This window comes from Ferdinandcohnia sp. FSL W7-1320 (genome assembly GCF_038050315.1).
Taxonomy (GTDB): Bacteria; Bacillota; Bacilli; order Bacillales; family Bacillaceae_L; genus Ferdinandcohnia; species Ferdinandcohnia aciditolerans.
Genome location: NZ_JBBPAM010000001.1, coordinates 3,095,676 through 3,120,875 on the forward strand (window position 1 = coordinate 3,095,676; position 25,200 = coordinate 3,120,875).

General features: G+C 36.9%; 24 protein-coding genes. All 24 read right to left on the reverse strand.

Annotated features, from left to right (window positions below; all coding sequences use genetic code 11):
• Positions 1-152 precede the first annotated feature (152 nt).
• The gene (locus NST91_RS15320; RefSeq protein WP_341331840.1) at positions 153-800 is read right to left on the reverse strand and encodes a DsbA family oxidoreductase; all 648 of its coding nucleotides are present in this window, start codon (positions 798-800) and stop codon (positions 153-155) included.
• The gene (locus NST91_RS15325) at positions 797-988 is read right to left on the reverse strand and encodes a hypothetical protein (RefSeq protein WP_341331841.1); all 192 of its coding nucleotides are present in this window, start codon (positions 986-988) and stop codon (positions 797-799) included. Before NST91_RS15325 ends, NST91_RS15320 begins: the two co-directional genes overlap by 4 nt.
• 136 nt (positions 989-1,124) lie before the next feature.
• Positions 1,125-2,039, reverse strand: coding sequence for a VOC family protein (locus tag NST91_RS15330; protein WP_341331842.1), 915 nt, complete (start codon positions 2,037-2,039; stop codon positions 1,125-1,127).
• A 93-nt stretch (positions 2,040-2,132) separates the two neighbouring features.
• Complete coding sequence (locus NST91_RS15335) at positions 2,133-3,380, reverse strand: competence/damage-inducible protein A (RefSeq protein WP_341331843.1); 1,248 nt, start codon at positions 3,378-3,380, stop codon at positions 2,133-2,135.
• Between the two features lie 17 nt (positions 3,381-3,397).
• Positions 3,398-3,976: a CDP-diacylglycerol--glycerol-3-phosphate 3-phosphatidyltransferase gene (pgsA, locus tag NST91_RS15340; protein WP_121446639.1), complete on the reverse strand. Its 579-nt coding sequence runs from the start codon at positions 3,974-3,976 to the stop codon at positions 3,398-3,400.
• A gap of 89 nt (positions 3,977-4,065) precedes the next feature.
• A complete protein-coding gene (locus tag NST91_RS15345; RefSeq protein ID WP_121446638.1) occupies positions 4,066-4,974 on the reverse strand; it encodes a RodZ domain-containing protein in 909 nt (302 codons plus the stop codon).
• Between the two features lie 98 nt (positions 4,975-5,072).
• Complete coding sequence (locus tag NST91_RS15350; protein ID WP_121446637.1) at positions 5,073-5,858, reverse strand: DUF3388 domain-containing protein; 786 nt, start codon at positions 5,856-5,858, stop codon at positions 5,073-5,075.
• A 175-nt stretch (positions 5,859-6,033) separates the two neighbouring features.
• On the reverse strand, positions 6,034-6,276 hold the full coding sequence (locus NST91_RS15355; protein WP_121446636.1) for a DUF3243 family protein: 243 nt from the start codon (positions 6,274-6,276) through the stop codon (positions 6,034-6,036).
• A 98-nt stretch (positions 6,277-6,374) separates the two neighbouring features.
• Positions 6,375-7,100, reverse strand: a complete 726-nt coding sequence (gene ymfI, locus NST91_RS15360; RefSeq protein ID WP_341331844.1) for an elongation factor P 5-aminopentanone reductase — start codon at positions 7,098-7,100, stop codon at positions 6,375-6,377.
• Between the two features lie 50 nt (positions 7,101-7,150).
• Positions 7,151-8,440 carry an EF-P 5-aminopentanol modification-associated protein YfmH gene (yfmH, locus tag NST91_RS15365; protein WP_341331845.1) on the reverse strand — a complete coding sequence of 430 codons (1,290 nt, stop codon included), beginning with the start codon at positions 8,438-8,440 and terminating at the stop codon, positions 7,151-7,153.
• Positions 8,440-9,720 (reverse strand): EF-P 5-aminopentanol modification-associated protein YfmF, encoded by a 1,281-nt coding sequence (gene yfmF / locus NST91_RS15370; protein ID WP_341333546.1) that lies wholly within the window; start codon positions 9,718-9,720, stop codon positions 8,440-8,442. Before yfmF ends, yfmH begins: the two co-directional genes overlap by 1 nt.
• Positions 9,721-9,899: 179 nt before the next feature.
• Positions 9,900-11,369, reverse strand: a complete 1,470-nt coding sequence (locus NST91_RS15375) for a sodium:solute symporter family protein (RefSeq protein ID WP_341331846.1) — start codon at positions 11,367-11,369, stop codon at positions 9,900-9,902.
• Between the two features lie 251 nt (positions 11,370-11,620).
• Positions 11,621-12,574 (reverse strand): ABC transporter permease subunit, encoded by a 954-nt coding sequence (locus NST91_RS15380; RefSeq protein WP_121446630.1) that lies wholly within the window; start codon positions 12,572-12,574, stop codon positions 11,621-11,623.
• A 1-nt stretch (position 12,575) separates the two neighbouring features.
• Positions 12,576-13,640: an ABC transporter permease gene (locus tag NST91_RS15385; protein WP_341331847.1), complete on the reverse strand. Its 1,065-nt coding sequence runs from the start codon at positions 13,638-13,640 to the stop codon at positions 12,576-12,578.
• Positions 13,637-15,163 carry an ABC transporter ATP-binding protein gene (locus tag NST91_RS15390; RefSeq protein ID WP_341331848.1) on the reverse strand — a complete coding sequence of 509 codons (1,527 nt, stop codon included), beginning with the start codon at positions 15,161-15,163 and terminating at the stop codon, positions 13,637-13,639. Before NST91_RS15390 ends, NST91_RS15385 begins: the two co-directional genes overlap by 4 nt.
• A gap of 136 nt (positions 15,164-15,299) precedes the next feature.
• Entirely contained in the window at positions 15,300-16,403 is a 1,104-nt protein-coding gene (locus tag NST91_RS15395; RefSeq protein WP_341331849.1) for a BMP family lipoprotein, read from the reverse strand.
• Positions 16,404-16,508: 105 nt separating this feature from the next.
• Complete coding sequence (locus NST91_RS15400; protein WP_341331850.1) at positions 16,509-17,234, reverse strand: GntR family transcriptional regulator; 726 nt, start codon at positions 17,232-17,234, stop codon at positions 16,509-16,511.
• 203 nt (positions 17,235-17,437) lie between these two features.
• Entirely contained in the window at positions 17,438-19,768 is a 2,331-nt protein-coding gene (locus NST91_RS15405; RefSeq protein ID WP_341331851.1) for a DNA translocase FtsK, read from the reverse strand.
• A 290-nt stretch (positions 19,769-20,058) separates the two neighbouring features.
• Positions 20,059-20,268 carry a YlzJ-like family protein gene (locus NST91_RS15410; RefSeq protein WP_341331852.1) on the reverse strand — a complete coding sequence of 70 codons (210 nt, stop codon included), beginning with the start codon at positions 20,266-20,268 and terminating at the stop codon, positions 20,059-20,061.
• On the reverse strand, positions 20,265-21,020 hold the full coding sequence (locus NST91_RS15415; RefSeq protein WP_341331853.1) for a ClpP family protease: 756 nt from the start codon (positions 21,018-21,020) through the stop codon (positions 20,265-20,267). Before NST91_RS15415 ends, NST91_RS15410 begins: the two co-directional genes overlap by 4 nt.
• Positions 21,021-21,135: 115 nt before the next feature.
• Positions 21,136-22,005, reverse strand: coding sequence for a 4-hydroxy-tetrahydrodipicolinate synthase (gene dapA, locus NST91_RS15420; protein ID WP_341331854.1), 870 nt, complete (start codon positions 22,003-22,005; stop codon positions 21,136-21,138).
• Positions 22,006-22,144: 139 nt separating this feature from the next.
• Positions 22,145-23,386, reverse strand: a complete 1,242-nt coding sequence (gene dapG, locus NST91_RS15425; RefSeq protein ID WP_341331855.1) for an aspartate kinase — start codon at positions 23,384-23,386, stop codon at positions 22,145-22,147.
• Between the two features lie 29 nt (positions 23,387-23,415).
• On the reverse strand, positions 23,416-24,468 hold the full coding sequence (gene asd / locus NST91_RS15430) for an aspartate-semialdehyde dehydrogenase (RefSeq protein WP_341331856.1): 1,053 nt from the start codon (positions 24,466-24,468) through the stop codon (positions 23,416-23,418).
• Positions 24,469-24,594: 126 nt separating this feature from the next.
• Entirely contained in the window at positions 24,595-25,200 is a 606-nt protein-coding gene (gene dpaB / locus NST91_RS15435) for a dipicolinate synthase subunit B (protein ID WP_121446619.1), read from the reverse strand.

Consider the following 25,200-nt stretch of genomic DNA (forward strand, 5'->3'; position numbering starts at 1 on the left):
CCAATTTTTGATAGTCAAAAATCATATTTTCAAAGAGATAGAAACCAACAAATTTGAATTTTAGCTCTTCATAAATAGTTAATCAATAATAAAAAGTGACGTAAGCATTTGCACACTTACGCCATTTTTATAAATATTACAACTTAATCATTCTATTTATTGGAATGCTCTTCATCCCATACCTTATCTAGAACTTGATTAAACACTTCAACTGGTTGAGCACCAGAAACAGCATACTTGTTATCAATAACAAAGAAAGGAACACCTTGTACACCAACCGACCGTGCCTCAGAGATGTCATTCGTCACCTGATCAGTATGTTCTTTGCTTTCCATGATTTTACGTACTTGTGCTCCATCAAGACCTACCTCTTCAGCCAAACGAACTACTGTATCTGTGTCGCTTAAGATTTCACCTTCTGTAAAATGGGCCGCATAGAAACGATTGAAAAACTCATTACCTTTCCCTTGCTCCTTTGCATATTGAAAAACACGATGTGCATCATATGTGCTTGTAAGTTTAGCTCTATCGTAGTTGATCTCAACACCAGAATTTTTGGCCATGTCTGTCACTTGTTTAAGCATTACTTCAGCCTGTTCTAATGGAACTCCCTTCATACTAGAAAAGGTTTCAGCATAATTTTGACCAGGAACGTATTTCGCATCTGGCATAAGTAGAAAGCTTTTATATTCTATTTCAACTTCTTTTGCATGTGTAAAATTTTCTAATGCTTTATCCAAATGGGACTCCCCTATAAAACAGAACGGACATACAAAATCTGACCAAATTGTTATTTTCATTCTTTTCCCTCTTTCTTTTGATTTACGGGACCACAAATTCCAGTATTAATATCACAGACGAATCCTGAGGAATTGTCAAAGTCTAAGCTTATTAATTTCTTTATGCCATTTAGTTCTTTAAATGCCCCATTAACATCTTTGCCATCTGTTGAGGATGCTTCAGATTTAAACTGCTTGTCATTTAACATCATGTATTCCTCCTTTTCAAACCATATGATTATTGTAAATGATATATCATTTGATTTCTAATAATTGAACTGAGATGTAAGTCTAATAAACATGAACTAGCGCTTCTAAACAAATATGTTACTAGTTGTATTTACATTAATCCTTGTATACTTTCTGTATCTCTTCAAGATCTAGTTTTTTCATTTTTAAAATTGCCATATTAACACGTGCAATTTGTTCAGGTCTACCACTGCTCATCATCTTGTCCATTTCTCGAGGTACAATTTGCCATGACAATCCATTCATATCTTTCAACCAGCCACATTGCTCGGCTTCTGGAACCGAAGACAGCTTTTCCCAATAATAATCAATTTCTTCTTGTGTATCACAATAAACCATAAACGAGATTGCTTCGTTGAAATTGAATTTATGTTCTTCAGCACTGTCCATTGCGGCAAACCACTGGTTCTCAAGCATGAAATCAGAAAACATGATTGTTCCTTCTCGATTAGGTTCCATATTCTGAGGATAGCGGACGATTTGGCCCTGCTTTGAGTTCTTAAATACCGATAAATAATAATTAATTGCCTCCTCGGCTTTTCCACACTTATCTCCAACAAACAATAACGAAGGCACGATTGAAGGCCGTTTCTCACCTTCTGGATTGGTGAGATTTAACTGCCATGACAAACCAAACTTATCTTGAACCCAGCCATATTTCTCACTAAATGAATACTTATCGAGTGGCATTAATACCATACCACCTTCAGATAATTTGAGCCACACTTCATTCATCTTCTCGCTTGCGTCTTTTTCTTGTTCAGGATCAAAATTGACAAAGAATGATATCGATGGATTGAATTTAAAAAAAGGTCCAGCACTTATCGCCATAAACTTCTGTCCTAACAGCTCAAATGAAACTAAATCGGCATCTCCTGAAGGTGTATCGTGAAGTGTTAACATATTTGTAATTCTTGAGTCTGGAAAAACGGAAGCATAAAACTCTGCTGCTTCTTTCGCCTCCTTGTCATACCATAAATGTGGAACGATTTGTTGGTTAGTTCGTATCATTGTCTTTTCTCCTTCATCTTTTTCTCTATATATTACCTCATTTGATTCTATAAAAAAAACGATCCACCAGGATCGTCTTGTTAAAGCAAAAAATCAGTTTCTCTGTTCATTTAATAATTGCAGTAAATAATAAAAACCATATTTAACCGTTCTAGTTCGAATTCCTTTACGGGAACCCGCTAATTGCAACGGAAATACCTTAGTCGGTTGATCTAAATAAGAAATCCCAATATATACTGTCCCTACTGGCTTTCCTTCCGACTCACTTGGACCTGCTACACCTGTAAAACTAATCCCTATATCAGCTTTTAAAAGTTTCTTTATGTTCTTCGCTAGTTGTTCTGCTGTAGAACTGCTAACAGCACCTTCTGTATCTAGGGTTTCTTTCTTTACATGCAGCACCTGTTCTTTTACTTCGTTTGTATAGCAAACTATTCCACCCTTCACAACGGCTGACGAACCCGCTAGATTGGTAAGCTCCTCAACAAATAAGCCACCAGTTAAACTTTCCGCACTTGCAATTGTAAGCTTTGAAGTTTTAAGCTTATTCATGAGTTCATTTACTAGGGAAGTCGAGTCATACCCATATAAGAACTTACCTACTCTTTTTACTATTTCAGCCTCTGTATGATCTAGCAGTTGATTTGCAACATCTAGCGAGTTGTGTTTAGCAGTAAGTCTAAGTGTAACTTCACCATCGCCAGCCAATGGGGCTATTGTAGGGTTTGTTTGATTGTCAATTAAATCTTCAATCTCTGTTTCAAGTTGTGATTCGCCAATCCCGAAGAAACGCAGCACCCTAGATTCAATTCGTTCAACAACACCCAGTGATCTTAATAAGAATGGTGCACCATATGATAGGAACATTGGATTCAGCTCTTTGGGAGGTCCAGGAAAGAGCAAATATGTAATCTTATCAACTTCAAATCCCATTCCAGGAGCCATCCCATGGTCATTTGGAAGGATTTCAGAACCCTCAAGTACAAGTGCTTGTTTTTTATTATTCTCGGTCATATGGCGATTTGTTTTCTTAAAGTAATCTTCAATACTCCGTAAGGCTGCTTCATCAAATATAAGCTGTTTTCCTAATACCCTTGCAATTGTTTCTTTTGTTAAATCATCCTTGGTAGGCCCCAAACCACCAGTAAAAATGATTAAATCCGAACGAGATTGAGAGATTTTTATTGCATCCTCTAAACGGTTGGGATTATCTCCAACAACTGTATGGTAATACACATTGATTCCAAGCTCAGCTAGCTGTTTGGAAAGAAACTGCGCATTCGTATTTGCGATTTGACCTAAAAGAAGCTCAGAACCTACAGCAATTATTTCAGCATTCATTGAAATACCACTCCATCCTATTTAGAGTTTGCAAAGACACCTTTGTTTTTCGCAAAATAATCCCAACCAGACACAATTGTAAATATAACTGCTACCCAGAGGGCAATCATGTCAAATGGGATAGAAAGAAATTCAAACGGCCAGTTATGTAATAATAATGCAGAAACAGCTACTACTTGAGCCCACATTTTTATTTTCCCGAGCATTTTTGCAGCTGAAACCTCTCCGCCTTCGGCTAATAATAAACGTAAGCCAGTTACAGCAAATTCCCTACTAATAATAATTACAACCATCCAGGCAGGTGCTAGTCCAAACTGAACTAAACTAACTAATGCAGCTGATACAAGTAACTTATCTGCAAGAGGGTCTAAAAACTTTCCAAGGTTCGTTACTAAGTTATGCTTTCTTGCCAAGTGACCGTCAATCCAATCAGTACTAGAAGCAACTATAAAAATAATCGCTCCAACTAAATGGGCAACTGGTATGGACATTGAGCCAATCCCAACATCACCCCATCCAAACGGAACAAACATGACAATTAAAAAAAGTGGAATTAAGCAAATTCTTGCTACTGTAATCTTATTTGGTAAATTCACAATCTTATACCTCCAACATTTACTAAATTCTTATAATAGTGATAATACCACCTATACGAAACAAAAAGCCATCATAATGATGACTTTTGTTATTCTTCAGTTCCTGGAGTATACTTTATCGTAATTATTTGACGAACAATTTGGCCTGTATCAAACGGATACGTAAAAGGTTCCCCATTGATTTCGACTTGAAGATCAGACGACCTTCCAACTGTTAAAATCACTTCAGATTGATTTGTTAAATCAACTTCTTTTGTTGCACCATTCGCAATGGTTTCATAAATAAATCTTTCGTTTTGACGATTTTGAAGTGTGACCCATGATTGACCAGCATCAGCCGCCGTTACTTTCACCTTAAATGAATCTGCATTTTTCAACTCAAAGGTTGCAGTACTCGATTGTTTTTCAACCTCTACAAGCTCTTGGGCAGGAGTTTCTTCCACAGATTCCTCTTCTTTTGAAGGGGTATTATCTGTTTCACCTGCAACCTGTTCCTCTTCTTTAGAGTCTTCTTTTTGTTGATCTTTAACAGGAGGCGGCTCATTTGATTCTTCATATTCCGTTTCCTGACTCTCTAGTTGTGTTTCTGGTTCTTCGGCAACATCCTTTTTAGAAACAAACCAGTAGATTGTCATTGCGCCACCAAGAAGAAAAAGAGCCAATATGATGATTGGTACTTTATCAACAATTTTCGAATTTGTGGTAGAAATTTGTCTTCTTGATTGGACTCTTGATATTTGTTCAGGAATTTCATCGTTATATGTACCAGGGATTTCTGACTTGTACTCTTCAAATAATTCTTCAGGGTTAAGTCCAACAGCCTCAGCATATTGCTTAATAAATGCACGGACATAGAATTTACCTGGCATAACATTATAATTTCCTTCTTCAATCCCAACCAAATACCTTTTTTGGATTTTTGTAATTTGCTGTAAATCATCAAGGCTTAAATCTTTTTGCTCTCTAGCTTCTTTAAGCCGAGATCCTAATTCAGTCATTTATTTCACCTACCAATTCCGGGATACCTATTGGTCTATTCGCGTTCATAATACTAGCATTTTTCTCATTTTCAGTAAAGGATTAATTCATAATAAATTCAAAAATTAAAACCGGAAAAATCAGAACTAGAAAACTGTTGGTCTTCTATATCATATGTAATTTCCTCTTCAGGATTATTTCGAAGTTCAATAATATAGTCAAAATCATTCAATGTATACTCTGTATGACGTACAAATATATCCGGATGCTCGACTAATTTAACAGCGGGCAGTCTCATAATTTCCCTAACAAGCTGTAGATGCCTTTCAGTTGCCCTTCTAGTTGAAACAATGCCGTCAATAATAAAAAGATTATCAGCATTATATTCATCCTGAATTAATTCATTTCGCATCGTTTGTTTCAATAATGTCGATGACACAAACAACCACTTTTTATGTGCACAAACACTAGCAGCAACAACTGATTCGGTCTTACCGACCCTTGGCATACCCCGAATTCCAATCAACTTATGCCCCTCTTGCTTAATCAACTCTGCCATGAAATCAACAAGCAAGCCCAATTCATCACGCGTAAAACGGAATGTTTTTTTATCATCAGCATCGCGTTGAATATATCGTCCATGTCTAACAGCAAGCTTATCTCGAAGCTTCGGTTCCCTAAGCTTTGTAACGTTTATCGTATCCATTGTATGTAAAATTGATTCAAGTCTCTCAATTTGTTCATTGCTATCACTTAATAAGAGCATGCCCCTTCTGCGATCGTCTACACCATTTATTGTAACAATATTTATCGAAAGCATTCCTAGCAAGGAAGAAATATCCCCTAGGAGTCCTGGGCGATTTTTTGCTATTTCATATTCCAAATACCACTCTTTTTTCTCCAAGTGTCCCAGCCCCTCATACAATCCGTGGTTAAAAATTCCAACTATGAAATATTGCATCAATATTATTATAAACTAATCAATCCATATTTTATAGAGGGGCATAGAAAATTTAAGGGAATTTTACTTAAATAAAAAAGAGAGGAAAATCCTCTCTGCATTCAACCTACTACCAAACCTATTGGACAAGTTTAATCATTACATTTGCAATCGCTTGTTGCTCTTCTTCAGAAGCAACGGTCCAAAGGTCCCGTAATACTTTTTCTTGAGCATTTTTAGGCTCTACTTCGTTAGCTAGGTAATCACCTAATTGTTGAGCCATATTACTGATAACTTGTTCATCCATTCCCTCAGATTTAGCATGCTGCAAGCGATCACCTAAAAAATCTTTCCACTCTTCAAAATTGTCTAGTACTGACATAAGTGACCCTCCTTATAAGGTTAATACAATGTTAGTTTGTCGATTGTAAGGTAAATTATTCATTAAAATTTTTGACTTGTTTTACACTTGTACATAAACTAACAATGCCAACCACCATTTACAGACAAAACCTGTCCAGTGATATAAGAAGCCTTGTCGGAGAGTAAAAAACCAACCGTATTTGCTACCTCAATTGGTTCACCTATTCTTCCCATTGGAATCTCTCCACTTATACCTTGTAAATCCTCTTCAGTGAACTCCTGTAGCATGTTCGTATTAATCGCACCAGGTGCGACCGCATTCACTCGTACTCCACTTAACGCAACTTCCTTCGCTAATGCTTTTACAAACGAGAGTTGGCCACCCTTTACCATGGAATAAAGCACTTCACAAGATGCCCCCGTTAGTCCCCAAATTGAAGATATAACGATGATATTCCCGCTTTTCTTCGTTATCATAGTTGGAAGTAGGGCTTGCGTTAACATATAAGGTGTAGTTACATGAAGCTGCACCATTTGATCGACCGTTTTTTGATTAAAATCAGTCATTAATCCAAACACACTTTTCCCTGAATTATGAACAATGGTGTCAATTGGATGCTGTATTTGAGTTACCACAGATTCAGCACTGGTTCTTTGACTTAAATCAGCATTTACCAGATATGATTCTACACCTTTGCTCACCAATTCTTCCGCTAAACTCTTCACTGCCTTTTCATTTTCGTTGTAATGTAAATATAACGAATAACCTAGATTGGCAACTTCTTTTGCAATAGCACTTCCGATTCCTCCACTCGCACCTGTGATTAATGCATATTTTTTCATATTCATTTCCCCTTAAAAAAGCATCCTTTTGGAAAAGGATGCTTTAGCATTTACTTCTTTTTAGGAATAACCTGACATTCTGTCATTCTTACTTCATCAAAGATTTCATTCCCAATTTTCGTAATATCATCAACAGTTAGACTTTCCATTACAGGAACAACATCAAATAAATTCATATCATTAAATGCATATCTTGTAAACTGGTTTGCAATATAATCAGGTGAGTTTAAAGAGCGTAAAAATGCTCCAATCTTTTTCTTTTTTACACGGTCCAATTCTTCAGAAGTGATACCTTGTTTTTTACTTGAGAGCATAATATTACGTAATTTTGCTGATAATTCATCGGGTTTAGAGGTATCTCCTCCCACAATTGCAAAACCAAAACCTTGTTCTTCTGTGTAATCATATGAGAAAGTATCATCGATTAAGCCTTCATCATACAATGCTTGATAATGCTTAGAACTCTTTCCAAATAGCCAATCCAAGAGAATGGTCATCGATAATTCCTGTTTAAGTAATTCATCACCTTTACGTGAAGGATTTAAGGCCTTCACACCAACCATACACTTTGAAGATTGGACGTTCATTTCTAGAACTTTCTTCTTTTCGTTTACTTCAATTGGTTCGTCTTCAAAATGACGTTCGATTTCAGACTGGTCTTGATAATCTTTTTTGGCTTGATTAGATTTGATTTGCGCCATTATTTTTTCTGGGTCAATCGGACCAACAACAAATAGAACCATATTACTCGGATGATAAAAGGTTTCATAGCACTCATAGAGCATATCTTTTGTAATTTTGGCAATGGAATCAATGGTTCCAGCAATATCAATTCGGACCGGATGATTTTTGTACATATTTTCAATTACACCGAAATAAAGTCTCCAGTCAGGGTTATCATCGTACATTGTTATTTCTTGACCGATGATGCCTTTTTCCTTTTCAACTGTTTTTTCAGTAAAATAAGGACTTTGGACAAAGTCAATTAATGTTTCTAGATTTAGTTCAACATTGGATGTACTCGAAAAAAGATAGGCTGTTCTTGTGAATGAAGTGAAAGCATTCGCAGAGGCACCCTGTTTACTAAAGTCCTGAAACACATCTCCATCTTCTTTTTCAAATAACTTGTGCTCTAAAAAATGAGCGATCCCATCAGGTACTGTAGTTAATTCAGTTTTCCCTAATGGTACAAATTGGTTATCAACTGAACCATAATTAGTCGTGAATGTTGCATATGTTTTATTAAATCCTTTTTTAGGCAGGATGTAGACGTTAAGACCATTATCAAGCTTCTCGTGAAAAAGTACCTCTTGAAGTTGATCAAATGTGATTTTATCCATTATGACCGCCCCTCCAATCCAGTAAGGAAGTAAATCGTATCAAGTTCAACTTTCTTGGCAACATTAACTACTTGCTCCTTTGTGACTGCTTCAATTCCAGCTATCCAATCCTCAAGCCTTCTTGATTTCTGAGAAATAACATTATGATATAAAACTTCAGCGATACCACGGGATGTATCGATTGTTTCAAGTAACTGATTTCGGATGACCGCTTTTGTTTGAGCTAGGATTTCCTCTGTAAAATCACCATCAATCATTGCTTTCATTTGTTCTTTAATAATGGTTACTGCTCGGTCATAATTATTTACATCAATACCGGACATCACCATAAGAAGACCCTTATGACTTTCCACCCTAGATGCAGCATAGTATGCAAGGCTTTCTTTTTCTCGGACATTTATAAATAATTTTGAGTGTGAAAAACCACCATAAATTCCGTTAAACACTTGAAGTGCATCATAGTCTGGGTCACTAAAAGTTGTATTTGTCCGGTAGCCAATATTGAGTTTACCTTGTTTTACGTCTTGGTTTTCGATTACTTCATTAACTGTTTCAACCTGCTTTGTTTTAGTTTCAATTTCAGGACGTGTATTGCGCTCAGAAAACGTGAATGTAGATGAGACGACTTCTTTTACCTTTTCAGGTTCAATGTTCCCGATTATATATAAGTCAATCTCATCTTCAGCCAATGCTTTTTGATAATAGGTGTATAGAGATTCTGCTGATATGCTGTCTAGATCTTCAATTCTTCCGTTCACATGGAGGTGATACGGTTCATCCTTACACATTTCTTCAACTAAACGTAAATTCGAATATCTCATCTTATCATCATAAACAGCTTGAATTCGTTGTTTAAGGCTCCGTTTTTCTTTTTCCACGACTGTGCTTTTAAAAGCGCCATTTTCAGTTACTGGAGATAATACAATTTCCTTCAACAAAGTGATTGCTTTATCAAGAAGTGGTGTTTGGTCTTTTAAAAATAGTTCGTTTGCTATTTCCACGAAAAAGGTAATAATATGGTGTTCTCCTTTTTTCGCAAGATCCACATATAATACAGCACCATATAATTCATCTAAATAGGAACGTAAACTCGTTGTTGAGGGGTAGCTAGGTGTTTCACTTTGCAATACATATGGAAGTAATGCTCTTTGTGTAACATATTCCTCTTCCAGAGGGGCTTTCATTCTAAGTACAATTGTATTCGTTTTAAATTTATCTGTTTTAACCGTATGGAGCGTGAAGCCGTTTAATTTATGCTCATTTTCATCCAATAAAAACATCTTATACATAGCCTCCTTTTTGGTCATAGCAAAACACTATATGGCTATATTTTAACCAAAACTAATTTTTAATCTTAGAATCACTATAACCTCAAATTAGTAATAAATTCAAGTTTCGTCTCCTAAATTTTTCTTAATAAAGAAAAACAAACCAGTACATTACTGGTTTGCTAAACTAATTATTGATTTTTTGATAGTTCACTTTTTAAATACGATAAAAATTCATTCGCTTTCCTTTCAGGGGGTCTAGTTGCAAGACTCACTCCTACAAATAACACAATAGAAAGAAGCAGTCCCCATACACCAGAACCATAGCCGAATGGTTTATACTTCATAGCTTCAAGTAGTATTACTACTAATCCACTTATTGTAACACTAGACATAACACCTGTTGCGGTGCCTCTTTTCCAAAAGAAGGCTCCAATAATTGCTGGAACGACAACGATTAAGCCTGCCGACGATGCAACTGAAAGAACTGCAATTAAATCTAACTGCATCTCTGCAAAACCATAGGCAAGAATTGCGATAATCGGGATTACAAATTTACCTACCTTTAATTGTTGTCGTTCATTCTTAGCCTTACTCGACATTCCATACACATCTCTTGCAAATAACGATGAAAGGGTCAATAAAATAGAATCAATTGTAGAAATAGCAGCTGCCATAATTGAAACCATGACGATTATACCTAAAACTACAGGAACATGTACAGAAGATAAAAGATTTGGTGTTGCTACATCCGGATTCTCAAGACCCGGGAATAATAATATCGCTGAATATCCCCACATTACTGATACAATTGTATATATAAAGCCGAATACAAGAAAACCTAATAACATTTTTCGTAAACTTCCTAAAGACGAAGGCATATATAAACGCTGACTTACCTGAGGATTAGAGAGACTAAAGAAAATCCATGGAATGGTTAATGACAAAAAGGTTGGAAAACTAAAATATCCATTACCCGGAACTGTCAAGGTTTGTGGATGACTTGTCCGTAATTCGTTAAAAAGGCTGCCAAAACCACCTAATGCATTTACTAATAAAATAACAACTAGGGACGAGGAAACAATCATCACAAGTGCCTGAAGGGAATCCGTCCACATCACAGAGCGAATTCCAGAAATATATGTAAAAATAAGTGCTAAAATAGTTGCTAAAATTGCCCCAGTAGTAAAGCTTATTTCCCCATTTGTAATCCCTTGTAATAAATAGCCGACACCAGCTAACTGAACAGCGCTATACGGGATTAGAAAAATACAGCTTGAAATCGAAATAATAGCTGCAACCCTTTTATCATCGTAACGATCCCCTAACATCTCAGAAGGTGTCACATAGCCAAATTTCTTTCCTACAATCCAAAAACGCGGTCCAAAAAAGGCAACAAGGGTAACCCCCATAAAATAAATAATTTCAAAGCCTAATGCACCTACACCACCACGATAAGTTAAACCAGCCAGTCCAACCATCATAAAAGCACTGTAAGTTGTTGCACTATAACTTAAGGCGGACACAAAACCGTTCATTTTTCGGTTACCTAAAAAGTAGCCCTCCATATTTACTTGCTTTTCACTTCTTGATAAATAGGCGATAAAGATTGACATCACAATATAAATGGCAATTCCCCACCAAACATAAGTAGCACTCACTCATACTCACCTCCAGTCCCTTGATAGTATGTAATTAATAATAATAATGAGTAATGCCAAAACAATCCACAATAGAAAACTACCGTACCATGCGGTAACATCTCTTAAAAAGACATAAGGAACGATATAAGCCAACAGCACTAAGATGAGGCATAATATCCCCCAAAACGTTTCTTTTTTGCTCATTATTGTCCTCCCATTTCAATTTAAAAAAGGAATGACACTTCTGCCATTCCTTTAAAAGTATAATCTTATCGTTTCCCAGAATCAAATGGTTCTCCCGCTGCTTTAGGTGCTTGAGAAGATTTTGAGAAGATAACCAATGCAATTAAAGTTACCACATAAGGGAATATCTTTAATAAAATTGGTGGTATAACTGCAAGCTCTGGTATTACCTGGGATACGTTTGCAATAGTTGTTGCAATCCCAAAGAACAAGGTAGCTCCTAAAATTCCAAGTGGCTTCCATTGTCCAAATATTAAGGCAGCAAGTGCCAAGAAACCTAGTCCAGAAACATTCCCAGTAAACTCTCCAGCGTACGTAACTATAATAATAGCTCCACTTAAACCTGAAAACGCACCTGAAAGAATTACTCCAAGATAGCGAATGCGTCTTACATTTACACCAGCTGCTTCTGCTGCCTGTGGAAACTCACCACAAGAACGCAAACGCAATCCCGTTTTTGTTTTATACAACATAAACGAGCTAATTAATAAAATAAGTAAGATTAACCATGTTGTTGGGTAGGTTCGAGTAAAAAACAAATCACCTATTATTGGAATGGAAGATAAAAATGGAATATCATCTGGTACAAATCCACTAGTAATACGGATATTCCCACTACCTGTCATATTTCGCGCGAGAAATACAGTCAAAGCCCCGGCGATCATATTGATTGCAGTACCGCTAATAATTTGATTCGCATTTAGGTTAATACTAGCGAATGCGTGTAAAAGTGAAAAAAGAATTCCCATCAACGCTCCGGCAATTAACCCAATCCATAAGACTAAAAGTTGATTCGTTATATCATCTTGAAGAAAATTGATAGTAAGCGCCCCTGCGAATGCACCAAAGATCATAAGTCCGTCTAAACCTATGTTTACAACACCGCTTCGTTCACTAAATAATCCGCCTAGCGCCGTAATTAGCAGAGGGATTGTATAAGCAATTGCGTATGGAAAGATTTGCTCAATAATAGACCACATATTACGCACCCTCCTTTTTCACATTAGTTTCGCTAGTTTTTCTTTTTTTGAACTTATTTAATAGGCGTTCGATTAAGATGCTTGTTGCAGCAAAATAAATGATAATGGCAATTATTGTATTTGCAATTTCCGGAGGGATTTCCGTCATTGCATTCATAAATCCAGTTCCTGAATAGAGGATTCCAAAAAATACTGCTGCAAAGAATACCCCAATCGGACTGTTTGCCCCTAATAGAGCTACTGCAATACCATCAAAACCTTGTGATGGTAAAACACCAATTTGCATGCTTGTTGCATTACCGGTATACATCGCTACTCCACCTAGACCAGCTAATCCACCGGAAATTACCATGGATAATACAATATTTGAATTTACACGCATACCAGCATATTCGGCAGCATGTCGATTAAAACCAACGGCTTTTAATTCAAATCCGAGTGTTGTTTTATTAATGATAAAACCAATAACGATAACAGCAATAATTCCTAAGAACAATCCAAGGTTAATATAAGAGCCTTGGAACATATCGCTTAAAAATGGTACTCTTAATGTTGCTTCATCTGGTAATTTTTTTGACTCTGTCTCAAGGTACTCACCCTTAAAATAACCTGGAATGACATAATAAACAGTCCAGTAGGCAACCCAGTTCATCATAATGGTTGAAACCACTTCATGGACGTTAAATCTTGCCTTAAGTAATCCGGGAATAAATGCCCATAATGCTCCACCCAGAAAACCCGCTAAAATCATCACGAGTAAGAGCACTGGTCTTGACCAGTCAAAAGTTAAGCCAACAGCGGTCGCAAGTAAACCTCCGATTAGCACCTGACCAGAAGCACCGATATTAAATAAGCCAGTACGGAATGCAAAAGCAACTGATAGACCAGTAAAGATTAACGGTGTTGCTGTCGCTAATGTATCACCCAGTCTAGAAATATTTTTTAATCCTCCTTGAAATAGATAAAGATACCCTTCAAAAGGATTGCTTCCAATAAACAACATTAACAATCCGCCAGCAATCAGACCAAAAAGTACTGCAATTAATGAAATTATTGTATTTCTCATACACTTCTCTCCTTACTTACACCCGCCATCATGAGACCAACCTCATTTTCATTTGTTTCAGAGGCATTAACAATCCCAATGAGTTCGCCGTTATTTACGGCGGCAATGCGATCAGAAAGCTGTAAAACTTCATCAAGTTCTAAAGAGATTAAAAGTACAGCCTTTCCTTTATCACGGTGCTCAATTAATCGTTTATGGATATACTCAATTGATCCAACATCAAGCCCCCTTGTAGGCTGAACGGCAATTAGTAAATCAGGGTCTAACTCAAGTTCTCTCCCAATTATCGCTTTTTGTTGGTTCCCACCGGATAAGGTTCTTGCAATTGATACTTCTCCCTCTCCTGAACGCACATCAAATTTTTCTATAATATTTTTTGCATATTCTTTCATAGCAGAGAATTTCAACAAACCATGCTTTGAAAATGGTGGTTTTTTATAGACCTCTAACACCATATTAGATTGGAGAGAATAATCCAAAACAAGACCACGTTTTTGTCTGTCTTCTGGTATATGAGCAATCCCTTTTTCAATACGTTGTCGAACTGGTAGAGTAGTAATATCCTCACCATTCATGAGAATTTTGCCTGTCTCTGCTTTTCGAAGACCTGTAATTGCTTCTACTAGTTCGGATTGACCATTTCCTTCAACACCTGCTATTCCAACGATTTCGCCTTTATTAACTGTTAAAGAAAAGTTTTTTAACCCCATGACCTTTCGGTTATTTTTAACAGAAAGGGAGTCTATTTCTAATACCACATCGCCTGGTGTATTTTCATTTTTATCTACTTTAAAGGACACATGTCTACCAACCATCATTTCGGCTAAACTTGCTTCGCTTGCTTGGGCTACATCCACTGTCCCTATATATTTTCCTCGGCGTATAACTGTACATCGATCTGCTACAGCTTTAATTTCCTTCAATTTGTGTGTGATGATAATGATTGATTTTCCTTCTTTGATTAAGTTCTTCATGATCTTCATTAATTCATCTATTTCACTTGGCGTTAACACAGCGGTAGGCTCATCAAAAATGAGCACATCTGCTTCACGGAAAAGCATCTTCATGATTTCAACACGCTGCTGCATACCAACAGAAATGTCCTCTATTTTTGCATGTGGATCCACATTTAGTCCATAATATTTTGATAACTCTTCAATTCGTTTAGCGGCACTTTGTATATCTAGGACAACCCCACTCTTTAGAGGTTCACTTCCTAGAATAATATTTTCTGTAACTGTAAAATTTTCAACTAACTTAAAGTGTTGGTGTACCATACCAATACCTAAACGATTTGCAACGTTAGGATTGGTAATGTGTACCTGTTTCCCATTTACTTTAATCATTCCTTGCTCAGGCTGGTACATACCAAATAGCACACCCATGAGTGTGGACTTGCCCGCCCCATTTTCTCCAAGTAAAGCGTGTATCTCCCCTTTTTTTAAAGTAAGAGTGATATTATCATTTGCTATAATACCCGGAAATTCCTTCCTGATATTTAGCATTTCCACAACATATTCCATAGTAGCACTCACCTTTTTTTAGACTCAAATATCCTTTTATTAGGAGTCCCCAATCATCATTAAATAATGTGTCTCCTCTTGATTAAAGGTCATACCAAAAGAGACGGATGAAACCGTCTCTTTATCAGCAAAATTATTACTTGATTAAGTTACCTTGTTCACCTGAGACTTCAATTTCACCAGATTTAATCTTTTCATAAACTTCTTTAACTTTCGTAACAGTTTCTTCGCTTAGGTTCGGATTTTCATCTGGAATTCCGACACCATCATTTTTCACATCATAAGTTATGGTTTCTCCCCCTGGGAATTTTCCATCTAGTTCTTGTTTGATTAAATCTTTTGTGGCATTACCAATTTTCTTCATCGCTGAAGTCAAGATAACTGATTTTTCACCTTCATAAACTCCATCAGCATATTGGTCTACGTCTACACCTAACATCCAAACTTCTTCTCCTGCTTTAGCACGGTTTTTTGCTTCAGTAATAGCACCAAAACCTACACCACCAGCAGCTGCGAAAATAACATTTACTCCACGATCATACATTTGAGCAGCGATTTGGCCACCTGCTGCTGTATCAGTAAAGCTACCTTGGTAGATAACATTTTCCGCTTTAATTGTAAGGTTTGTTCCTAGATTCTCATTAGCATAGGCTAACCCCTGCTGGAAGCCCCAATTGAATTTTTGAACAGCAGGCATTTCCATACCACCAATGAATCCTGCTTCTCCTTCTTTTAATTCTAAAGCAGCAGCCACACCAGCTAAGAAACCAGACTCATGCTCAGCGAAGAATACTGCAACTGTATTGTCAGCTACTTCTGGAACAAAGTCACCCTTATGTGGGTTACCATCTAAAATAATAAATTTAGCATCTTCGTATTTAGACTGTGCTTGATAGATTGCTGTTTCGAATTTGAAACCAGGTGTTACAATAAATTTGTAACCTGCATCGTATAAGTTTCCAATTTCTTTGAGATAATCTGCTTCTGTTTCGCCTGCTGGTTTAAGATACTTTTCTTGAATGCCATATTCTTCTTTAGCAGCCAAAATACCTTCCCATGTACCTTGGTTAAATGATTTATCGTCGATTGAACCTGCATCAGTAGACATACCTACTTTTAGGTCAGCGCCTTCGCCGTTACCGGCACCAGTACCTTCTTCATCTGCGCCTCCACATGCACCTAACAATGTGCCAGCTGCAAGAAGAAATGCAAGACCAAAACCTGTCTTCTTTTTAAACATGGAATTACCCCCTGAAAATTTATTATTTTACAAATCCTTAACTTATATTTCTCTTAGTAATGGATTACTTATTCACCTCCTTAAATTTTGCATTTATTCACAAATTTATAACACACGTTTTCTCACGACATGGAATGAAAATTTATCAGCCCGAAAATAGTTTTGTGAAAAAAGGATCGGTTCATCATTTTCATCGTAATGCATCTGTTTTAACAACAATAAAGCTGTTTCAGGGTCGCAATTTAATATTGGCGAAATTGTATCGTGATACCCAATTGGCTCAATATAGGTAACCGCGTAAGTAATTTTTCTTCCTGCTTTTTTTTCCAATAGATCAAAGAGAGATTCCTCATGTGAATAATTGGTTGGTAAATTTTTCGAAAGAATTTTGTCTATACAGTACACAACAGGCTCAGCATTTGCTGTACGTACTCTTTCTATCTTTGTAATTTCTTCAGTTTCCTGACAACCAAAACCCTTTATGTCATTATCCGTAGGTTCTTTTACCGTTCTTGATAAAAAGATCGTACCAGGGGACATTCCAGCTTGAATAATCATATCTGTTATACTACTTATTTGCTCAATTCCTGAATTAAACAGAGGTTTCGCATTTACAAAGGTACCTACACCATGTCTTCTAATAATCACATTTTCCTCTTCAAGAATTCGCAAAGCTTCTCTTAGAGTTGCTCTACTAACTCCTAATTGCTTTGCTAAGAGAAATTCTGATGGTAGTTTTTCCTTTTCTTTGTAAACACCATTTTCGATATCAAGTCTGATTTGATCTATTACTTGCAAATACAATGGTCGATTATCTAACTTGATAGACATCTGCTACTCCTCCATTTTTATGTATAGTCATCAGACCTCTGATGTTAGACCGATGTTAATCCGAAATTAAATATATCATCTTTTCTGAAAGAAATAAATAAGAATTGCGTAATTTGTCGAAAAAAAGAAGAGCAACAGCTCTTCTTTTCTTAGAAATAAGTCAAATGCCGCTTGCTTTTGAAAAAAAGCTTTACTGCATAAAACTAACTTCCTACTTCTTCATTTTTTGATGTAACAAGGACAGCTCTTGGCTTGCTACCTTCATAAGGACCGACTACACCCCTTGCTTCCATAGCATCAATCAATCTTGCAGCTCTCGTATAACCAACTCGAAATCTACGCTGTAACATTGAGACAGATGCCGTTTGCATTTCAATTACGAGCTGTACAGCATCATCATATAATTCATCATCCACTTCTTCCGTTGTTTCAACAGTATCGGTAGGAATCATTTCTTCTTGATATTGAGCTTTTTGCTGGGCAATTACAAAGTTAACTACCTCTTCGACTTCATCATCTGATAAAAAGGCTCCCTGAACACGTACAGGTTTTGATGCTCCAACAGGCAAAAATAGCATATCACCTCGCCCTAACAGTTTTTCTGCTCCACCCATATCTAAAATGGTTCTCGAGTCAGTTTGAGACGATACACTAAAAGCAATTCGGGAAGGGATATTGGCTTTAATTACCCCTGTGATAACATCTACTGATGGTCTTTGTGTTGCTATGATCAAGTGTATTCCAGCAGCACGTGCCATTTGTGCTAGACGTGTAATAGAATCTTCAACTTCTGATGAAGCGACCATCATAAGATCTGCTAATTCGTCTACGATAACAATAATATATGGGAGAGTTGGTTGTTTCGCATCTTCCTCACTATTATGGCGACGAATATATTCATTATAACCTTCAATATTTCTTGTATGGGTATGGGAGAATAATTCATATCTTCGTTCCATCTCATTTACGACTTTCTTTAGAGCTTGTGACGCCTTCTTAGGATCTGTCACAACAGGAGCCAATAAATGTGGTATTCCATTATAGACATTTAACTCAACCATTTTCGGGTCAATCATCATCATTTTTACTTCATGTGGTTTCGCCCTCATAAGAACGCTGGTAATTATGCCATTAATACAAACACTCTTACCACTACCCGTTGCACCAGCTACTAACAAGTGAGGCATTTTGTTTAGTTCAGCAAATTTTGCTTCACCTGAGATATCGCGGCCAAGTCCGATTAACAATTTAGCGTCTGATCGCTGCGGTTCAGTATCTTCAAGTACTTCACGTAAAGACACTACAGCAATTTCAGAATTAGGAACCTCGATTCCAACTGCAGATTTTCCAGGAATTGGCGCTTCAATCCGAATATCTTTTGCAGCTAATGCGAGGGCTAAGTCATCACTTAAATTTACGATTTTACTAACTTTAACTCCAACATCCGGGTACACCTCATATTTTGTAACAGCAGGTCCAAGGTGGACTTTTGTAACCTTTGCTTTTACACCAAAACTATGGAATGTTTTCTCTAGCTTTCTAGCATTTTCATAAATATTTTCATGTTCTGCACTTTGACTTGTCTGCTTCGGTGGATGCAACAGCTCAATGGGTGGCAGTTCATAATCAACATTCTCTAATTCACCTTCTGTAAAGGTGATTGGCATCTTTTCATCACTATCTTCTTCTGTAACACGTTGTTTTTGCTGATGTTTTTCAGTTTGAGCCACTTGTTCTTTTGTATAGGCCTTATCGGCAAAGTTTGAAATAATAGGTTCAATAGGAATCTCAACAGGTACATCATCGATATTATCATCTGCTGATGCTTGAGTGTCCTTTATTTTAGGCTCCTTATTCTTTTTCTGCTTTTCTTTTTTAGGCTGACTCTTCCGTTGCTGAAACCAATTCACCATGTCATCCATAAATGCAATCCATTGATTGCGTATGAATGTAACAATCGGACCTAAGATTTTCGCAATTGTATCATGAAGTGATTTTCCTGTAACAAGTACACCGCCAATTACAATTAAAAAGACAGAAATGATTTTTGTCCCCGCTTCATCAAATAAAAAATAAGAGGCTGCAAAAAGAATAGAACCAATCATTCCTCCGCCTAAATCTGTAGTACTTGTATCACCATTTACAACAGCCCAAAACATGCTCCAAGTATTTTTAATAACACTCGGGTCAGTAAATTTGCCTTCGTTTGTTTGCAAATTGAATAATGGAATATGACTTAATAACAGCATGGCGCTTATTATTAAGTAGACACCAATCAATTGCCTAGTAATCATTTTCGGTAGAGATCGATTCCAAATGATATACAGTGAAATAAGCAATAATCCAATTAATCCAAGAATGTCCCAATTCCCAAGGAAAAATCGAAATAAATAGACAAGACCTGTTCCTACCGTGCCAAGTCTTGCTAAACCAATACAAGCTAAAGCTAGTAATAATAATCCTAGCAATTCAAATTTAAGAGTTTTTTTCCACTCATCTTTCCGCTTCGACTGTCTACGTTTTCGTTTTGCCATACTACACCTACTCTACCTATCAATAATAAGAAAGAAGCAGCCACAACCTGGCTGCCTACGCGATGAAATTAGTTAAATTATAGCACATTATACCAATTTAGGACAATTGATGAAATGATAGGATCAATACTTCACTTTGTCATTTTAGCCCATTTGTCAAAAAGACAATGTAATCAGGGACAAGCTGCTTGCCCTTTAACTCATTGACTTTTTTGACAACCTCTCAGCCAAAGCTGAAAGGTTTGTGGAACCCAATGGTTTCACAAGAATGAGCAAAAAACGTTTGTAAACTAAAATCTAATTTTTTGACCGGGAGAGTATCTTCCGTCTAAAAAGTGCTGTGGGTCGGTGCTCATGACTCTTTCAATTGTGTATTCACCATTCCCAACTTGGCTAACGGCAAGTGAAACACCGTTAATATCAACATACTTAAAATTACTTTCTTCCATTTCAGTTTGTGGATAAATTAGCTCTTGTGGCATCATAGTGTATAGAATCATTGAATCATCTGCCCACTTTCTTCAGTTACATTTCTCTCATCAATTAACTCATTTAATTTCTTAATGGCCTGTCCAATTCCACCAATTTCATTAATCAGCCCATATTTTACTGCATCAGAACCTATTACATTAGTACCAATATCCCTTGTTAAATTACCTTTTGAAAACATCAATTCCTTGAATTTATCTTCGGTTATTTGCGAGTGCCCAATTACAAAATTAACCACGCGCTCTTGCATTTTATCCAAGTACTCAAATGTTTGAGGTACACCGATAACTAGACCGGTTAGTCTTACAGGATGGATTGTCATCGTCGCCGTTTCGGCAATAAAAGAATAATCACACGCCACGGCAATGGGAACACCTATCGAGTGACCGCCCCCTAAAACAATTGAAACAGTTGGTTTTGAGAGTGATGCAAGCATTTCTGATATGGCAAGCCCTGCCTCAACATCCCCCCCAACTGTATTTAAAATAACTAATAAACCTTCAATTTTTGGGTTTTGTTCAATCGCAACTATTTGAGGTATAACATGTTCATATTTAGTTGTTTTATTTTGGGGAGGTAATTGAATATGACCTTCAATTTGACCAACAATTGTAAGGCAATGTATTTTACTGTCATTTGACATTTGAGGGACATTAGTTTGTCCTAATTGTTGAATCTTATCAACTAATGATGAACCCTTGGTTTCATTTTTATCCTGATCCCCTTGTGGTTGATCTGCATTTATGTATTGATTATTATTCATTGTATTCTCCTTTCAACCCATTTACCATTTAGTATAAACACATGGTTCTATTTCATTCTCGAAAGTGGGCGAAAGTAAAAAGCCAATCAGTTTGATTGACTTTTTAGCACGTTTTTTATTTTCCTATTAATTTTGTTAATTCAATTCGTTCTTGTTCGTTTAATGGAACTAATGGTAAACGAACTGAGCCGACGTCTAATCCCTTAATTTGAAGAGCTGTTTTTACCGGAACCGGATTTGGTGCAGTAAATAGTCCCTTCATAATTGGTAAAAGTTTTTGATGATGTATAGCCGCTTCCGTATTGTTTCCTGTTAAATAGGCTGTAACCATCTGTTGCATTTCATTACCAATCACATGGGCAGCAACAGAAACAACACCTTTTGCCCCAATTGAAAGAGCCGGCAATGTAATTCCATCATCCCCACTGTATAAATCAAAACTCTCATCAGTATTAGCAATTATTTCAGTCATTGCTTCTAGGCTTCCACTTGCCTCTTTAACAGCAACGATATTTTGTATCTTTGACAATTTAATAATGGTTTCTACTGACATATTAATAACCGATCTACCTGGAATATTGTAAAGCATAATAGGTAGTTTTGTACTTTCAGCAATTGTTTTAAAATGCTGATAGAGTCCTTCTTGACTTGGCTTATTGTAATATGGGACAACAAGCATTATGGCATCAACACCGGCTTCTTGTGCTTTTTTTGTTAACTCCATGGATGCATACGTATTATTGCTACCTGTTCCAGCTATTACTGGAACCCGACCATCCACAACTTTTACAACGTGACGGAAAAGAGCTACTTTTTCCTCGGAAGATAATGTAGGAGATTCACCAGTTGTCCCTGCTACCACCAAAGATTCAGTTCCAGTATTTATTAAATAATTAATCAACTGAGTTGTTTTACCGAAATCGATATTTCCTTTATTATCAAATGGTGTCACCATAGCTGTAGAAATTCTTCCAAAATCAATCATGCTTTTACACCTACCCCCATCAATTGCGCTAGGCTTATTTCCAAAAAACCTAGGCTTGCTTAAAAAAATTATACATGAAATGAAACGATATGTTAAAGAAAGGGACTCCTCCATTACGGAGGTTCCCCTAATTGTCCCCTTAAAAGTCTACCACTTCTGCTCCAACAGGTCCATCAGATAAATGGAATGCTTTATGAAGAGCGTTTATGGCTTCCTTCATTTCAGATTCTTTAACAAGTACCCAAATGGTCGATAGACTATCTGCTGATTGCAAGATTTGAATTCCTTTTTCTGAAAGTGCTGTAACAATTCGAGCAGTCACTCCAGGTACGCCGTTCATTCCCGCACCAACAGTCGCAACCTTCGCACATTTTTCAGTTACCTGAGGTTCATAACCCAATTCTTTCAATTTATTAACTGCACGGGCTGTCATTTCCCCCGAAACCGTATAAACAACACCATTTGGTGTGATGTTGAAGAAATCCACACTTATTTTTTCATTGGCCATCGCCTTAAATACTTCTGTTTGAAGATTGTATTGGCCTTTTTTGGCTTGAACCTTTAATTGCGTTACATTTGTCACGTGTGCAATACCTGTAATTAATCGATCCTTGACCTCGACACCTCGACGTTTATCGATTGTTGTTACAAGAGTTCCAGGTGCATCCGAATAAGTTGAACGTACCCTTATGGGTACCTTTGCATCCATTGCAATTTCAACTGCACGCGGATGAATTACTTTTGCACCTTGGTATGCCATGTTCACGATCTCGTTATATGTTACGACTGATAGTGGCTTTGCATCACCAACGATTCGTGGGTCTGCTGTCATAACACCTTCTACATCTGTAAAAATATCAATCCACTCAGCTTGCAATGCAACACCAAGTGCCGCAGCAGAAGTATCACTTCCACCTCTACCTAAGGTCGTAATGTCACCTGTTTTAGAGATTCCTTGAAAGCCTGTGACTACAACTACATCATGGGATTCAAGTGTTTGTAACAAACGGTCACACTTCATTTCAATAATTCTTGCATTTGTATGATCACCATTTGTCCTGAAACCGGCCTGCCCACCATTTAAAGCAGCTGCAGAGATTCCAGATTGATTTAACATATTGGTAAAAACGACACTAGAAATAATTTCTCCGCAGGATACTAGCATATCCATTTCCCTATCGCTAATTGCTGGATTTTGCTCCCCTACTAAGCTTAAAAGTGTATCAGTTGCATATGGGTCACCCATTCTCCCCATAGCCGATACAACAACAACTACTTTATATCCTTCCGAGACGGCACTTTCAATATGTTTTCTTGCTCTTTCCCTTGATTCTTCATCCCGTACTGAGGTTCCGCCAAATTTTTGAACAACGATATTCATGATACCACCTCATGTTTTGGTTCAAACGATTATTTCGCTACTAAGCCTAGCTTAATAAGACTACCAGCAATTTGTACGGAGTTCCATGCAGCACCTTTTAGTAGATTGTCAGATACTACCCACATATGGAACCCATTATCTTGGTCTAGGTCTTTTCTGATTCTTCCTACGAACACATCTTTTTTACCAACTGCATGAATTGGCATTGGATATACTTGCTCTGCTGGATTGTCTTCTAATACAATTCCTGGTGCAGAAGATAATAATTCTTTTACGTCTTGTGCAGACACATCATTTTTAGTTGTTTCAAAATAAACAGATTCTGAATGTCCTGTTTCAACTGGTAAACGAACACATGTTGCAGCAACATGAAGCTCAGGTAAATGCATAATTTTCTTAGTTTCGTTAATCATTTTCATTTCTTCAAAAGTGAACCCATTATCTTCAAATTTATCGATTTGTGGAATAGCATTAAAAGCAATCTGGTAATGCTTTTTGTCACCTTTTACAGGTAAGATCTTAGGCGTAACTTCATTACCTTCGATAATTTCCTTCGTTTGCTCATTCATTTCTTGAATCGCAGCAACTCCGGATCCTGAAACTGCTTGATATGTTGATACAATAACCTTGGATAAACCATAAGCCTTACGAATTGGTTCTAAAGCAACAACCATTTGAATAGTAGAACAGTTTGGATTTGCAATAATTCCATTGTGTTTTAATAGGTCATTTTCGTTTACCTCTGGTACTACTAATGGCACATTTTCATCCATTCTAAATGCACTTGTGTTATCAACTACAATTGCACCGCGCTTAACTGCTTCAGGAGCTAGTTCTTTTGATACTCCTCCTCCAGCACTAAATAAGGCAATATCAACACCTTCAAATTTTTCTGGTGTTGCAACCTCAACTGTTATTTCTTTACCTCTATAGTCAATCTTTTTACCAGCAGAACGTTCTGATGATAATAAAGTTAATTTAGTTAATGGAAAATCCGTTTCTTCAAGTGTTTTGATCATTTGCATTCCTACAGCACCTGTAGCACCTACAACCGCAACATGTAATTCTTTTTCTACTGTCATTTGAAATTCCCCTTCCAAGTATTACTAGAACGTCTAATTTACGTTTAATGATATATATTTTACCACATACAAGTACTAAAGGAGAGAAGAATTTTCATTCTTTCCCCTTTATTCAAAAAATTTTCGTTATTCTTCGTCGTCACGAAATCTTTCTACAATTACCGGCTGTAATTGCTTTCCTTCAATTGCTGCAGCAACAGTGTCCCTTAACATCGTCATACGCGCAACCATTGAATTAGGCTTTTTTGTTGGTGCATCTTGGCCATACGGAATAAAGTATATATTTTTTGTTGCCATTAACCTCATTAGGTTCACACCATTTAAACCTAATGCGTCATTTGTGGATATTCCCAAAACAACAGGGGACTGATTACGTAAGGTTGCTTTAGCAGCCATTAAGACTGGAGAATCAGTTAACGCATTCGCGAATTTACTCATTGAATTCCCTGTAAGTGGAGCAATCACCATGCAATCAAGAGGGATTTTGGGACCTAATGGTTCTGCTTTTACAATCGAGTCAATTGCTTTATTCCCTGTTGCTTTTTCAATTCTTTCAATCCACTCTGCTCCTTCTCCAAAACGGGTATTAGTTGATTGAACAGTCCACGACACAACAGGTATTACTTCAGCACCCTCATCAACCAGTCTAACTATTTCTGGAAATACAGCATCGTACGTACAATGAGACCCTGTAAGACCAAATCCGATTCTTTTTCCTTTTAATGAAGCCAT